Here is a 13,865-nt window from a genome sequence, read left to right as displayed (position 1 = left end):
CGAAGGCTGAAAAAAGCCTGCCAATGGCAGCAAAAGATGGCAAATTGGCAGTGAAAAATGCACTTTTGGCGCTGTTGCAAAACAATCGCCGACACGGATTTGTGCAAATTTGGCGACATTGTTCCGACACGTACTGTTGCCTGGGAGAATTAAATGGACAGATTTCAAGCAATGCAGGTCTTTACGGCCGTGGTCGACGCCAACAGCTTTACGCGCGCGGCCGACAACCTTAATTTGCCGCGCACCACGGTGACGACGATCGTGCAGGGACTGGAGAGTTTGCTGCAGGTGCGTCTGCTCAATCGCACCACGCGCCGCATCAGCCTCACACCCGATGGCGCGGCTTACTATGAGCGCTGTGTGCGTATCCTGGCCGAGGTTGACGAGACCGAAGCGTCGTTCCGCAACGTCACGCGCGGTCCGCAAGGACGCCTGCGCATCGATGTGCCGGCATCCATCGGCCGCCTGTTGTTGCTGCCCAATCTGTGCGACTTCTATACCAAATACCCGGACATCGAACTGGTCATGGGCATGAGCGACCGCCCGGTCGACATGGTGCAGGAGGCGGTCGATTGCGTGATCCGCGTCGGCGACTTGCAGGACTCCAGCATGGTGGCGCGCCGTATCGGCACCTTCCAGGCGGTGACCTGCGGTTCGCCGACTTACTTCGAGCGTCACGGCATGCCGCACACCATCGACGATCTGCAAAACCACAAGTCGGTGCATTACTTCTCCAGCCGCACCGGACGCACCATCGACTGGGACTTCATGGTCGACGGCGCCACGCAGGAAGTGAAGATGGCCGGCAAGCTGTCTGTCAATGACGGCGATGCCTACGTCGCTTGCGCGCTGCAAGGTTTCGGCCTGGTGCAGGCGCCGCTGTACATGATCCAGCCTTACCTCGAAGACGGCCGTCTGGTCGAAATCCTGTCGCAGTGGAAGCCGGTTCCCATGCCGATTTCCGTGGTCTACCTGCACAACCGCCACTTGTCGCCCAAGGTGCGCGCCTTCGTCGACTGGGTCGCCGAACTGTTCGCTACCTGCCCGCTGCAAAAGGGCTGCCAGATGGGCATTGCGGCCGATGCCAAGGAAAGCCATTTCACCACCAAGCCGGAAAGCAATACCATCCGCGCCGTCATCGAACAGCACAACATCGCCGAGAGCGTGTTCTAACGCGCCTTCTCGGTCTTTCGTTTTTCCATGCAGCGGCCCGCCTGATGTCGAGATCAGGAGCGTCGCTGTTTTTACATGGGCGATTGCTTGCATGTGCGGTCCTCATTGCTGGCCGGGCCAGAAAATCGATCAATCCGCGCGCTGCAATGGTTAAGAAAGCAGCGCGTCCTTCCGCCGGAAAGGGCGAAAAGCAGTTGGTCGATGTCTGGAAAAGTTAGTGAAGAGCCGAAGTCGGAGCGCGAATGCTCGCGTCGCTCGTCGGCGGTCCGGTGATGCACTGTCTTGCATGGGTCGGACCTGAAACGGCACGACAGACAGTTTGAATCATGTGTTTTGGCGTGAAGAGATTATGCGCGCAGCGCAGCAATTTACGTTTGCTAAAAGCTGTCGAATATTTGCCTGATTCTCCAATGTATTGGTGAATTAGGCAGTTTTTGCCATTTTTGAGTTCGCATGCGGAGCGCAAAGCCGGCAATCGATTCGATGAAAGCCGGTATTGCCGGTGTCATCGCATGAATGCGAGCGTTACCATTTTATGGCAGCGAAATACAGTCTGGGAAGGGCTTTCCGGGTGGTGTTTGTTGTAGCCGGAGAATGCAATGACGGACTGAGCACGGTGCGCCGAAGTATTGCTGCGGGCAAAAAAAGTGCTCGTTACCAGTGGCACGGATACCTAATCCTCTCAATTATTTGCCTATTTCTCCAATCAATTGTGCCGGAGATTCAGGCAAGCAGCGAAACTGGAGTAAGCTGGGCGCTTCATCTTCCCCCTTCCCGGAACTGCCATGGATCTGAACGATATACCCGGCGATGCCGCTCCCCCCGTTGCGTTCGAGTCATCTGTACCCGCAGAACGCTCCGCAGCCGAACTGAGCTCCAGGGTCGACACCGATGCGCGGCTGGAGCTCGCGCAGCGCGAACTGGTGACGTTGATGACGCGGCTGACCGGTGATATCGACGGTTCCATCGAGACTGCCATCGAGGGCGTGGCGATTCATCGCATCGTCAATCCGGGCGGTCCCAAGCATGCCGTGCAGAAGCCCGCCTTCGCCGTGATCGCGCAAGGATCCAAGCGCCTGTATGTTGGCGAGGACGTCTACGATTACGACCCGATGCACTATCTGGTGTCGTCGGTGGATCTGCCGATGGTCGGCAAGGTCATGACCAGCAGCGCGGCGCAGCCCTATCTGGGTTTGCGCATGGACCTCGACACCAAGGAAATCGGCGCGCTGATCGGCGACGAGAGCCTGCCGCAGGGGATCGCCTCCGACGCTTCGCGCGGCTTGTTCGTCAACCGCCTCAACGCCACGCTGCTGGACGCGGTGCTGCGCTTGCTGCGTCTGCTGGAAACGCCGCGCGATATTCCCATCATGGCGCCGATGATCAAGCGCGAAATCCTGTATCGCCTGCTGATGAACGGCCAGGGCGCCTTGCTGCGGCAGACCGTGCTGCAGGACAGCCAGATGAACCGCATCGCCAAGGCCATCCGCATGATGAAGGAAAACTTCGTCCAGCCGCTGCGGGTGGACGACATCGCGCGCGACGTGCACATGAGCGTGTCGTCGCTGCATCATCATTTCAAAGTAGTGACGGCGATGAGCCCGCTGCAATACCAGAAGAACCTGCGCCTGCAAGAGGCGCGCCGCCTGATTCTGGCCGATGACGTGAGCGTGGCGCTGGCATCGCAGACGGTGGGTTACGAAAGCCCGTCGCAGTTCAGCCGTGAGTACAGCCGCATGTTCGGTGCGCCGCCGCTGCGCGACAAGCGGCGCTGGCAGGAAGAAGAGGCGCCGGCCTTATAGAAGAAAGGGAAAGAAGAAAGCCGGCACGCTTCCGGCGCGATTTCCGGCAAGGCGCTAGAATCATCTTCCCTGATTTATTCCGTCTGGCCCCTCTTATTCTTACCGGAGACACACCATGCAATATCGACGCCTCGGCAAAAGCAACCTCAAAGTTTCAGCCCTGTGCCTGGGCTCCATGATGTTCGGCGACCAGACTGCGATCGACGAAGCGCGCAATATCGTCGCCTCGGCGCGCGAGCATGGCGTCAACTTCATCGACACCGCCGATGTCTACAGCAAGGGCAAGTCGGAAGAGATGGTCGGCAAGCTGCTGCAAGGGCAGCGCGGCGACTGGGTGCTGGCCAGCAAGCTGGGCAATGCCATGAGCGGCGCGCCGAACCAGTCGCACTATTCGCGCCACTGGATCACCACCGAGACCGACAACATCCTGCGCCGCCTCGACACCGACTACCTCGACGTGCTGTACATGCACCGCGACTACCATGAAGAAAATCTGGAAGAGGCGGTCCAGGCGCTCGCCGATCTGATCCGTGCGGGGAAGATTCGCGGCTTCGGCGTATCCAACTTCCGCGGCTGGCGCATCGCCGAGATCGCGCGTCTGTGCGAGAAGAACAACGTGCCGCTGCCGCTGGTGTGCCAGCCATATTACAACTTGCTCAACCGCATGCCGGAAGTAGAGATCCTGCCGGCCTGCGACAACTACGGTCTCGGCGTGGTGCCGTACAGCCCGATTGCGCGCGGCGTGCTGACCGGCAAATACAAGCCGGGTCAGAAGCCCGACCAGAACACGCGCGCCGGCCGCGGCGACAAGCGCATCATGGAAACGGAATTCCGCGAAGAGTCGCTGATCATCGCCGAGCGTCTGCAGGAACATTGCACTGCGCGCGGCGTCAAGCTGGGCCAATTTGCGACGGCATGGGTGCTGGCCAATTCCGTGATCAGCAGCGTGATCGCCGGACCGCGCACGCTGGCGCAGATGGAAGATTATTACGATGCAGTCGAGCTGAAGATTTCAGCGGAAGAAGAGGCAATGATTGACGCGCTTGTGACGCCGGGACATTCGTCGACACCGGGCTACAACGATCCGAGCTACCCGTTCTTCGGTCGCGTTCCTTTTAAATAAGTCTCGTACCGGGCTGGGTGCAGCAGGGGCGTGCAGGAGGCGTTGCGGCGGGTTAGCTTGATGTTGCCGGGGAGGCGTGTTTCTTCGGGCGGACGATGGTCTCTTCCTGCTGCGCCTGTTGTTCTTGTTCGGCGCGGCGCTCTTCACTCCGGCACAGGTTGAGCATCATGAAATGGCTTTGCGGGCCGGGGTCGCGCGTGAGTGTGCATGCCGGCGCCGGTTGCGCGTTTCTGGCGATGGTGCGTTGCATGCGCACGGAGCCGCCGGGCGATGTCCGCTCAGCGAGCGTCGACCCGGCTATCCCTGGAATGACGTCGATACTCACGCTGTTGACGATGCGTGCCGTACAACCGCTGTCGACGTGCATATCGTCGACGTTGACGCTCATCTGCTCCGTCTTGCGCACGCGTTGACCGTCTTGTGTCAGGTAGGTGACGCGGTCGCGGACTTCCGGAAATTCCTTGACTGCGATATGCAGCTGCGCCGCTTCCATTGCGCAGGCATGATAGGTTTGTTCCGCTGCGCGCAAGGCGTCGCTTTGCGACAGCGTATCCCAGCTGCTGGCTTCTTTCGGCGCTGCGGCCAATGTGCTGCTGTGCTGTACCGAGTCGTCGAGGCAGCCATTCAGCAGTAATGTTGCAGTGATCAGTGCAATGCTGGTCAGCGAAAAATGATTGGTCGAAACTGTCACGATATTCCCCCTGTTGTTCCCTTGATCAACGAGGCCCGCGCTCACGATGAGCTAGCCTGCTGTCGATGATTTCGGAGGAGATTATGCGAGTTCCGTACTGATGCTTAAATAGGATAATTCTTAAAAATTGATTATTCGTTCAGTAAATCAAATAACTGTCAGTGGTCACTTTTTAGAATGTGAATTTTTCGTCGAACAATGACGATATACGGATTTTTGTCAGCGAGCGGGAGCATTAACGACAACGGTCATCGTGCATCGTGTTGCAGGCCGGGGAAAAATAAAACGCGCGCAGCGTGATGCCTGCGCGCGTCGGCGGAGAAGTATTGCCGCTAGCCGCGCAGGATATTGAGGCGGCGGGTAGTTTCGGCGCGCAGCAGTTGTGCGTCGGTGCCGGGGACCAGCATATCGACGCCGTAGGCTTTCATGCGTTCGGCCATTTCGACCGAGCCGCAAAAGATGCCGACGTATTTGCCGCGTGCATGGCATAACTTGATCAGATGCTGGAAGGCCTGGTCGACCTTGTCGTCATTCCACGCATCGGGCGCCAGGCCCATGTCGATGGCGAGGTCGCTGGGGCCGATGAAGATGCCGTCGAGGTCCGGCACCGACAGGATCTCTTCGGCCGCCGCCAGCCCCTGGCGCGTCTCGATCATGGCCAGCGTGAGGACGGTGCGGTTGGCGTGTTCGAAATAATCCTTGCCGCCGTACAGCACGCCGCGTGCAGGTCCGTAGCTGCGACCGCCGCGTGGCGAGTAGTGGCAGGCGCGCACGAATTTTTCGGCATCTTCTCTGGTATTGATGAGCGGGCAGATGATGCCGTAGGCGCCGGCGTCGAGCAGCTTGTTGATTTCGCCGAGACTGTTTTCGGAACAGCGTACCAGCGGTACGGCTTTGGTGGCGGAAATCGCTTGCAGCATCGGTACCGCTGCTTCGACCGAGAACAGGCCGTGCTGCAAGTCCACCGTTACGGCGTCGTAGCCGCAATCAGCGACCAGCTCCGCCAGAAAAGAATTGCCGATGGACGCCCAGCCGTTCAGGGCCAGCTTCTTTTGCGCGAACAGCGTGCGCAGATTGTTTTCCCGCATTCCAGTCTCCTTGAGTTCGCTTATCGTCGGGATATGGTATTCGGAATCCGGCGATCATGCTGATCGCCGGAAATGACGCGGAGAAATCAGCGGCCGTAACGGAACGGCGCGTCGTCAATCGCGGTCTTGCGTCCGCCGATCTGCGCTGCCAGCAAGGCGGCGCTGCCGCAGGCGAGCGTCCAGCCGAGCGCACCCTGGCCGATGTTCAGGTAGAGATTTTTTACCGGCGAGGCGCCGATGACCGGTACCCCGCTGGGCGTGGCCGGCCGGAAGCCTGCCCAGGGCGACAACTGCGATGCACGCTGATCGCGAATGCTGCCGGGGAAGAGTTCGTTGGCGCCGTCCACCAGTTCGTTGATGGCGCGATCGGGAATGTGCTTGTCCATGCCGACCAGTTCGACACGGCCGGCGACACGCAGGCGATTGCCGAGACGTGCATAGACGATCTTTTTCGAGATGTCGGTGATGGAGACTTGCGGTGCGGCCGACTGCGTGAAGCTGTCGTTGAGCGGAACGGTGATGCTGTAGCCCTTGAGCGGATACAGCGGCAGGCTGAAGCCGGCTTGACGCGCGAAGGCGGCGCTGTCGGCTCCCAGCGCCAGTACGAAGGCGTCGGCGTCGATCGATTGCACGCCGGTTTGCGAGGTGACCTGCACCGAAGCGATGACGCCGTCGTTCATGTTCACATGGGCAACGGTGGTCGACGGCATGAAGCGGAAACCGGCTTTACCGTTCATCGCCGCCACCAGTCCCCGGCAAAACTGCGCACAGTCGCCGGCTTCTTCGCTTGGCGTATAGACGCCGCCGGCCCAGTTGCGGCTGGCGTTGCCCAGCGCCGGTTCGATTTCCAGGCAGCGCTCGGCGTCGATGACTTCTTGCTGGCAACCGTATTGCGACTGGAAGGCGACTTGTTTGCGCGCCGACACCAGGCCGGCCGGATCGGTGTACATCACCAGTTTGCCGGCAGTCCGATGGCTGAAGTCGAACGGTGCTGCCTGATGCAGCTGGGTCAATTCATCGCGGCTGTAAAACGCCAGTTGCAGCAGCTCGATCGTGGTGGTTTTGACGCGTTCGGCATTGCAGGCACCGAGGAATTTGATCAGCCAGCTCCATTGCGCGGGATCCAGTTTCGGTTTCAGCGTCAGCGGCGAATCGGCGCTGAACAGGTAATGCGGCCAGTGCGTCCACACCGACGGATCGGCCAATGGTGCAACATAGGAATAGCTCAGCTGCGCACCGTTTCCCATACTGGTGCCCGCACCCGCCACGGGATGGGCGTCGATCAGGGTTACCTGATGGCCGTCTTCCAGCAAGCGGTAGGCGGAAGTCACGCCGATGATGCCGGCGCCGAGTACGCAGATGTGCATGGTTGTTTCCTGTGGCGGGAGGAGGTGTCTGAGTGGACCCGCCGATCAGGCGGCCGGCAGTCAGCACCAGGAATAAAATTCAAGAACAAGGTTCAGGAACGAACGTCAAGCATTCAAGTATACGCAGCCTGCATTTTACTGTCGTATGCCGAATCGGCATCGGCGCCAAAACAGGCGAAGCACGGGGCAGAAGGTTCATTTTCCGCCGAAAGCCTGCACCGGCACCCACTTGCCGGTTTGTACCTGGTATATGGTGTAAGCCGGATTGTTAAGGTTGCCTTCTGCATCGAAAGAAATGTTGCCGGTCAGGCCGGCATATTTCATGTCGTGCAAAGCGGCGGCAATGTGTGCCGGATCTGCAAAGCCGGATTGTTTCACAGCTGCTGTGATCATTTGTGCGGCGTCATAAGCAAATGGCGCGAAGAACTCGATTTGGCCAACATAGGCTGCGTTGAATTTTTTCCAGCCGCTCATTTTTTCCTGCGCCTGGCCGGGGGCAAGACCTAGCGCACCTTCGGCGTCGCCGCCTGCCAGTTGCAGGAAGGCCAGTCCAACCGTGCCGTCGGCTGCGAGCAGGCGCGCATCGAGATTCATGCGCCGGATGTTGCGCATGAGCGTCGCCGCTTGCGGGCCAAGCCCGCCAAAGAAGATCAGGTCGGAGGTTTTGCTCTTCGCTTCGGTCAGTACACTATTGAAGTCGGATGTTTTGCTGCTCACCGACTGGCGCATCACGATGGCCATGCCTCTTTGACGCAAACCTTTGACGAACTGATCTGCCAGCGCCCGGCCGAATGCGGTGTCGTCGTCTATCACGGCGATGTGTTTCGCATGCAGATTCAGCACGGCATATTGACTGGCGTAAGTGCCGCCGTCGTCGTCGTGACCGACGATACGGAACGCATGGCGGAACTTCGCTTGCGTATATTGCCGGCTGGTGGAGCCCGGTGCAATCTGAGCGATGCCGGCGTCGCTGTAGATCTTCCCTGCACTCATGCTGGCGGCGGTGTTCCAGTGGCCGATGACGGCGACGACTCCCGATTTAACCAGATAGTCGGCGATGAGTGCTGCTGTGCGCGCGTCACCGCGGTCATCCTGCGCCAGCAGTTTGAACGTGACCGGTTTGCCGTCGACGCGAATGTCGCGGGCATTAGCCTCGCGAAGAGCAAGCTCTACGGCCTGCTGCTGGCTTTTTCCCATGGCGGCCGAAGGGCCGGATAACGGGCCGGCGAAACCGATGGTGACAATTTTGGCGTTCTCGTTTGCAGCATGAGCAGGCGACAGGATCCCCGCGAGCAGCAACGCTGCGGCAAAAAGGACTGAGCAGGACGGGGGAAAATGGGCAAATGCGGTGCGCATCGACTTCATGGCGAGTCCTTTCTCCAAAACGGAACATGTGTTGCTGGGTTGCGATATGGAAAAATGCAGAGTCCCAAATGACGTTATCGGCGTCGGAGAGAGGGATTTGAAGGGGGCGGCCAAAAAATGTAGCTAACGTGGCAATAGCCGCAAAAACATGCATGCAACACGAGGTGTCAGGCCGTACGTTACAATAGCGCCCGAAGCAAGCCAGACAGCCGCTGGCCATCGTGTCATGCGATGGCGGGAGGAAGGTCCGGACTCCATAGAGCAGGGTGACGGTTAACGGCCGTCCGCCGAAAGCCGGCGCAAGCCGGTACAAGGCGAGGAACAGGGCCACAGAGACGAGCGTATTAAGTTACGGTGAAACGCGGTAACCTCCACTCGGAGCAATCTCAAATAGGCACGCGTTGATGTTGCTCGCGGAGCGTGCGGGTAGAGAGCTTGAGCACCGGAGCAATCCGGCGCCTAGAGGAATGGCTGTCATAACGGGCAACCGTCGTAACAGAATCCGGCCTATCGGCTTGCTTCATTGCATTCAGAAATGCGTTCCCGAAACGCATTCTCATAAAACGATAAAATGGATCTCCCGGCTCACGAGGCCGGCGAGATGCTAAACAGAGACAATCAGGATCCCCATGAGCCAACCGGTTTTGTTTGAAGAACTGGCCACGCAGAATGGCCGCCGTATCGGCGTTGCCACGCTGGCTTCCGAAAAAACCTTGAATGCGCTGTCGCTCGACATGGTGCATCTGCTGACGCCGCAGCTGCGGCAGTGGGCAAAAGATCCGGACATCGCCATGGTGCTGCTGCAAGCGCAAGGCGAAAAGGCCTTCTGCGCTGGCGGCGATCTGCAACAACTCTACCGCACCATGCGCGAGCATCACGCTTCGCCGGCGCGCGACGACATTCGCGGCAATCGCTATGCGGCGGAATTCTTCGAGCACGAATACCGGCTCGACTACGAAATTCACACTTATCCGAAACCTATCCTGTGCTGGGGCCATGGCATCGTCATGGGCGGCGGCATCGGCCTGATGGCGGGTTGCAGTCACCGCGTGGTCACCGAGCGCTCGCGCCTGGCCATGCCGGAGATCACCATCGGCCTGTATCCAGACGTCGGCGGCAGCTGGTTCCTGAGCCGCGTGCCGGGAAAGCTGGGCGCTTTCCTGGCGTTGACCGGCGCTTTGATGAATGCCGAGGATGCCAAATTCACCAAACTGGCCGACTACCGCATTGCGCAGGCCGACAAGCAAAAAGTCATTGATGTCTTGCTGCTGCAAAACTGGGGCGAGGGTGACGACAAGGCGCTGCTGGGGCGTGTGCTGCAACAGGCCGAGCGTGACGTTGCTGCCGATGTTGTGTTTGCGCCGTCGGCTTTGCGCGATAACTTTGACCTGATCAATGCGCTGTGCAGCGGGCAGACTGTGCCCGACATCGTCGACGCCATTCTCGCCCTCAAGAGCGACAATCCCTGGCTGCAAAAGGCAGCCGCCACGCTCAGCGCCGGTGCGCCAGGTTCGGCGGCGTTGTCGCTGGCCTTGCAGGAGCGTGTGCGCTACATGTCGCTGGCGGAAGTCTTCCGCCTGGAATTCGTGGTGTCGCTGCATTGCGCGGCGCGCCCTGATTTCGTCGAAGGCATCCGCGCACTGATCGTGGAAAAAGATCAGAAGCCGCAGTGGAATCCGGCGCGGCTGGTGGATGCGACGCCGGCGTGGGTGGAAGGCTTCTTCGCCGATCCGTGGCCGGCGGCGGAACATCCGCTGGCTGATCTCGGTAAATAATTCAGACGGTTTCCAATTAACCGCTGGTTGCTTGCAAGCGTTGCTGCACGCGATCCAGCGTACGCACAAACACTGCCGGATCGTCGATGGCGCGCGCCAATACCAGCGCGCCCTGGATGGCCGCCAGTATTTCTTCGGCCCAGCCGGCGGCGTCGTCGGCATCGCGGCCGCTGCGCCGCAAGGCGTCATTGAGCGCCGCCGCCCAGTCCACAAAATAATCCTTCACCTTGTCGGCAAAACGATCGCGTACATTGACCAGCGCAAACACGCCGATCAGGCACACCTTGCGTCCCGATAAAAAGTAACGCTTCACTTCGCGGAACATGTGATCGATCCCGGCCATGGCGTCTGCGCCCTCGCCGCTTTCGCGCAAGGGAATAAATACCTCGCGCTGGAACCAGCCGTCGATATGGCTCAGCACCGCGTTCGCCATTTCGTCCTTGCCGCCCGGGAAGAGGTAATACAGACTGCCTTTGCCCAACCCGGTGCCTTCGGTGATGCGCGCCAGGCTGGCGCCTTCATAGCCATGGACGCGGAAGATTTCAGCCAGCGCCGGGATCAATTCCTCACGTTGCGAGAGCGGCTTCGCTGCCGTTACTGCTGTTGTTGCCGTCGTTGCATCCTTCATTGTGTGCGAACCGCTTTCATCACAACCCCAGATCGCTCAGGCTCGGATGATCGGCTGGACGCGGGGCTGATTGATCCCAGTGGAATTTACGGTCGCTTTCCTTGATCGGCAGGTCATTGATCGAAGCATGGCGCACGCGCATCAGGCCGTTCTCGTCGAACTCCCAGTTTTCATTGCCGTAGGAACGGAACCAGTTGCCCGAGTCGTCATGCCATTCATAGGCGAAGCGCACCGCGATGCGGTTGCCTTCGAACGCCCACAATTCCTTGATCAGGCGGTACTGCTGTTCGCGCACCCATTTTTTGGAGAGGAAAGCGACGATGGCTTCGCGGCCTTGCAAGAAGTCGGCGCGATTGCGCCAGCGGCTGTCTTCGGTATAGGCCAGCGAGACTTTTTCGGCATTGCGGGTATTCCAGCCGTCTTCGGCGGCGCGGACTTTCTGGATCGCGGTTTCACGCGTGAATGGCGGAAGCGGAGGGCGGGATGTCGTCATGGGGCACCTGTCATCTATAAAGGGTTGAACTACGGTGAAAGTGTTCTGTACCGATCGGTAAACAAAGTCTAGTGCGCTACAAAACCTGGCGCAAGTCGAATCGTCGAATTTGCTCGCCGTGCGCAACTGTGCTTCGCGCAGCGTCGGCAAACTGTGTACTTCGGACAAGTAGCGAGGCGTGTTGAAGTAAAAACTTGTTATCAGTCATCAGATGACATAAAGGCAAGTCATTCTTTTTTGCGAATGCCAGCAAGGATGCGGCTTTCAGGGTAATACGCGCTCTCGGAAAAGTGGTTTCCAGCGTGAAAAAAATAGCGCTTTAAATGTCCTTGCATTCAAAATTTTCATGTTGTACGATGACTGTCAATTAAAAATAACGATAACCCCGGAGACATCCCATGAATGCTTTTACGTTGTCCTGCAATTTCTTTTAGCTGGCTGTAGTGCGTGCCGCAGTCGCGGGCGCGCAGGCAGGTTGTTGTTCCTTCTTTGCTGAGTAGCCGGCGTTTGCCGGTGTGATCCGGTATGGATTCTGGCGGCATCGGTCCGCGTGGAAGTCCATGCCGTCTGCTCGGTGCCGGTAGTTCAACCAACGACGATTCATAGACATGAGCAATTCGCAAGATCATCAGGCAGGTTCTTCCAGACCTGCAAAGCCTTTTCAACGATTGCTGCTGACGGGTGCTGCTGGCAATCTCGGTCAGGTCTTGCGCGAACGCCTGAAGCCATGGGCCGAGGTCGTTCGCCTGTCGGATATCGGCGATCTGGGGACGGCCGCTGCGGGCGAGGAAATCGTCACCTGCGATCTGGCCGACAAGGTGGCGGTATACGACATGCTGGAAGGCGTCGACGCTGTGCTGCATTTCGGCGGCCGTTCGCTGGAGGCACCGTTCGAGCAATTGATGCACGCCAATATTCAGGGTACCTATAACTTATATGAGGGCGTGCACAAGCGCGGCATTCGTCGCGTGGTCTACGCCAGTTCCAGTCACGCAGTCGGCTACTACCCGACCACCGAGCGCATCGATGCCGACAGTCCGCTGCGTCCGGACGGCTTGTACGGACTGACCAAATGCTTCGGCGAATCGCTGTCGCGCTATTACTTCGATCGTTTCGGCGTGGAGACGGTCTGCCTGCGCATCGGTTCGTGTTTTCCGGAGCCGCGCAACGCGCGCATGCTGGCGACCTATCTGAGCTACGACGATTTCGTCGAACTGGTGCGCTGTGCATTGTTCACGCCGCGCGTCGGCCATAGCATCGTCTATGGTGTTTCCGACAACCGCATCAATTGGTGGGACAACAGCAAAGCCGGGCACCTTGGTTTCGTGGCGCACGATTCCGCCGATCCGTTTGCCGAACGCTTTCCTTTCGGCGGCGCCTGGCCGGCAGCCGATGACGCCGGCAACTTTCAGGGCGGGCCGTTCATTCTGGCCGGCCCGCAATACGAATAGAAGACCCTTCGGATATTTACCATGCAAGTTCTTCCCCTCAACGATCACCGCTACGACGTCGGCGAGAGCCCGTTCTGGCATGCCGCGCAATCGGCCTGGTACTGGGTCGACATTCCGCGCAAGCTGATCTGCCGCCAGACCGCCGGCGGCGATTACAAACAATGGCAACTGCCGGAAATGGTGGCGTGCATTGCGCCCGATGATGCGGGGGGACTGATCGCCGGCATGCATACCGGTATCTTCAGCGTCACGCTGCAAGACGATGGAAACGTGCTGCTGGACAAGCTCGCGCAGCCCAGCGGCCTGCAAGCAGACCAGCGTTTCAACGATGGTCGCTGCGATCGCCAGGGGCGTTTCTGGAGCGGTGTCATGTGCCTCGATATGTCGCTGGCGCGCGCGGACGGCAAGCTGTATCGCTATGACGCGTCAGGTTTGTCGGCGCCGGTGGTGGACGGGCTGATCGTGCAAAACGGTCTGGCGTGGTCGCCCGACGGCAAGACCATGTATTTATCCGATTCGCATCCGTCGAGCCGTCTGATCTGGGCGTTCGACTATGACATCGACAGTGGTGCGCCGTCGCGTCGCCGGGTGTTCGCCGATCTCAATCAGCATCGCGGCCGCCCCGACGGCGCGGCGATGGATGTCGACGGCTGCTATTGGATCTGCGCCAACGATGCGGGTTGCTTGTTGCGCTTCACGCCGGAGGGCAAGCTGGATCGCACGATTGAATTGCCGGCGAAGAAACCATCCATGTGTGCCTTTGGCGGCGCAGATATGAAGACCATGATCGTCACCAGCATCAGCCTCGGCGCGCCGGACGGCGACGCCGGTGCGGGCATGGTCTGGACGCTGGATCCGGGCGTCGCCGGCATGCAGGACAGACCGTTTGCGAAAGGATAGCGCCACCAG

Annotated in this window: 12 protein-coding genes and 1 other RNA gene; 7 read left to right on the top strand and 6 right to left on the bottom strand. The window is 59.3% G+C overall.

From position 1 onward, the window contains the following. Positions 1–153: 153 nt before the first annotated feature. From AC1RN6_RS16045 to AC1RN6_RS16035, 3 genes are all read left to right on the top strand, one after another. Positions 154–1,173: a LysR family transcriptional regulator gene (locus tag AC1RN6_RS16045; RefSeq protein WP_493006426.1), complete on the top strand. Its 1,020-nt coding sequence runs from the start codon at positions 154–156 to the stop codon at positions 1,171–1,173. A gap of 785 nt (positions 1,174–1,958) precedes the next feature. Beyond that, the gene (locus AC1RN6_RS16040; protein WP_493006425.1) at positions 1,959–2,975 is read left to right on the top strand and encodes an AraC family transcriptional regulator; all 1,017 of its coding nucleotides are present in this window, start codon (positions 1,959–1,961) and stop codon (positions 2,973–2,975) included. Positions 2,976–3,090: 115 nt separating this feature from the next. Next, positions 3,091–4,098, top strand: a complete 1,008-nt coding sequence (locus tag AC1RN6_RS16035) for an aldo/keto reductase (protein WP_493006424.1) — start codon at positions 3,091–3,093, stop codon at positions 4,096–4,098. Positions 4,099–4,150: 52 nt separating this feature from the next. On the opposite strand, the gene AC1RN6_RS16030 is transcribed toward AC1RN6_RS16035, so the two are convergent. From AC1RN6_RS16030 to AC1RN6_RS16015, 4 genes are all read right to left on the bottom strand, one after another. Then, a complete protein-coding gene (locus tag AC1RN6_RS16030) occupies positions 4,151–4,789 on the bottom strand; it encodes a hypothetical protein (RefSeq protein WP_493006423.1) in 639 nt (212 codons plus the stop codon). 332 nt (positions 4,790–5,121) lie between these two features. Further along, positions 5,122–5,877: an HpcH/HpaI aldolase family protein gene (locus AC1RN6_RS16025; protein ID WP_493006422.1), complete on the bottom strand. Its 756-nt coding sequence runs from the start codon at positions 5,875–5,877 to the stop codon at positions 5,122–5,124. 86 nt (positions 5,878–5,963) lie between these two features. Then, positions 5,964–7,244, bottom strand: coding sequence for a D-amino acid dehydrogenase (locus AC1RN6_RS16020; protein ID WP_493006421.1), 1,281 nt, complete (start codon positions 7,242–7,244; stop codon positions 5,964–5,966). Positions 7,245–7,439: 195 nt separating this feature from the next. Next, entirely contained in the window at positions 7,440–8,609 is a 1,170-nt protein-coding gene (locus AC1RN6_RS16015) for a branched-chain amino acid ABC transporter substrate-binding protein (RefSeq protein WP_493006420.1), read from the bottom strand. Between the two features lie 193 nt (positions 8,610–8,802). Here AC1RN6_RS16015 and rnpB point away from each other — a divergent pair. Next, an RNA gene (rnpB, locus tag AC1RN6_RS16010) (RNase P RNA component class A) lies at positions 8,803–9,135 on the top strand. A 103-nt stretch (positions 9,136–9,238) separates the two neighbouring features. Then, positions 9,239–10,384: an enoyl-CoA hydratase/isomerase family protein gene (locus tag AC1RN6_RS16005; protein ID WP_493006419.1), complete on the top strand. Its 1,146-nt coding sequence runs from the start codon at positions 9,239–9,241 to the stop codon at positions 10,382–10,384. Between the two features lie 16 nt (positions 10,385–10,400). Here the strand turns inward: AC1RN6_RS16005 and AC1RN6_RS16000 are convergent, their stop codons facing one another. Together AC1RN6_RS16000 and AC1RN6_RS15995 are read right to left on the bottom strand one after the other, a co-directional pair. Next, positions 10,401–11,012: a TetR/AcrR family transcriptional regulator gene (locus AC1RN6_RS16000; RefSeq protein WP_493006418.1), complete on the bottom strand. Its 612-nt coding sequence runs from the start codon at positions 11,010–11,012 to the stop codon at positions 10,401–10,403. 19 nt (positions 11,013–11,031) lie between these two features. Beyond that, positions 11,032–11,505: a nuclear transport factor 2 family protein gene (locus tag AC1RN6_RS15995; protein ID WP_493006417.1), complete on the bottom strand. Its 474-nt coding sequence runs from the start codon at positions 11,503–11,505 to the stop codon at positions 11,032–11,034. 608 nt (positions 11,506–12,113) lie between these two features. Between AC1RN6_RS15995 and AC1RN6_RS15990 the strand changes: the two genes are divergently transcribed. Together AC1RN6_RS15990 and AC1RN6_RS15985 are read left to right on the top strand one after the other, a co-directional pair. After that, positions 12,114–12,956, top strand: coding sequence for an NAD-dependent epimerase/dehydratase family protein (locus AC1RN6_RS15990; protein WP_493006416.1), 843 nt, complete (start codon positions 12,114–12,116; stop codon positions 12,954–12,956). 21 nt (positions 12,957–12,977) lie between these two features. Then, positions 12,978–13,856: an SMP-30/gluconolactonase/LRE family protein gene (locus AC1RN6_RS15985; RefSeq protein ID WP_493006415.1), complete on the top strand. Its 879-nt coding sequence runs from the start codon at positions 12,978–12,980 to the stop codon at positions 13,854–13,856. Positions 13,857–13,865: the final 9 nt, after the last annotated feature.

This window comes from Herbaspirillum sp. GW822-FHT03A08, assembly GCF_058801885.1.
The sequence above is the reverse complement of the archived record's forward strand: the minus strand, read 5'-3'. Positions and strand labels throughout refer to the sequence as shown.

Coding starts and splice junctions, on each gene's coding strand:
- AC1RN6_RS15995 (WP_493006417.1), bottom strand. CDS start 11,505: ATGACGACATCCCGCCCTCCGCTTCCGCCATTCACGCGTGAAACCGCG.
- AC1RN6_RS16025 (WP_493006422.1), bottom strand. CDS start 5,877: ATGCGGGAAAACAATCTGCGCACGCTGTTCGCGCAAAAGAAGCTGGCC.
- AC1RN6_RS16040 (WP_493006425.1), top strand. CDS start 1,959: ATGGATCTGAACGATATACCCGGCGATGCCGCTCCCCCCGTTGCGTTC.
- AC1RN6_RS15990 (WP_493006416.1), top strand. CDS start 12,114: ATGAGCAATTCGCAAGATCATCAGGCAGGTTCTTCCAGACCTGCAAAG.
- AC1RN6_RS15985 (WP_493006415.1), top strand. CDS start 12,978: ATGCAAGTTCTTCCCCTCAACGATCACCGCTACGACGTCGGCGAGAGC.
- AC1RN6_RS16020 (WP_493006421.1), bottom strand. CDS start 7,244: ATGCACATCTGCGTACTCGGCGCCGGCATCATCGGCGTGACTTCCGCC.
- AC1RN6_RS16045 (WP_493006426.1), top strand. CDS start 154: ATGGACAGATTTCAAGCAATGCAGGTCTTTACGGCCGTGGTCGACGCC.
- AC1RN6_RS16005 (WP_493006419.1), top strand. CDS start 9,239: ATGAGCCAACCGGTTTTGTTTGAAGAACTGGCCACGCAGAATGGCCGC.
- AC1RN6_RS16035 (WP_493006424.1), top strand. CDS start 3,091: ATGCAATATCGACGCCTCGGCAAAAGCAACCTCAAAGTTTCAGCCCTG.
- AC1RN6_RS16000 (WP_493006418.1), bottom strand. CDS start 11,012: ATGAAGGATGCAACGACGGCAACAACAGCAGTAACGGCAGCGAAGCCG.
- AC1RN6_RS16015 (WP_493006420.1), bottom strand. CDS start 8,609: ATGAAGTCGATGCGCACCGCATTTGCCCATTTTCCCCCGTCCTGCTCA.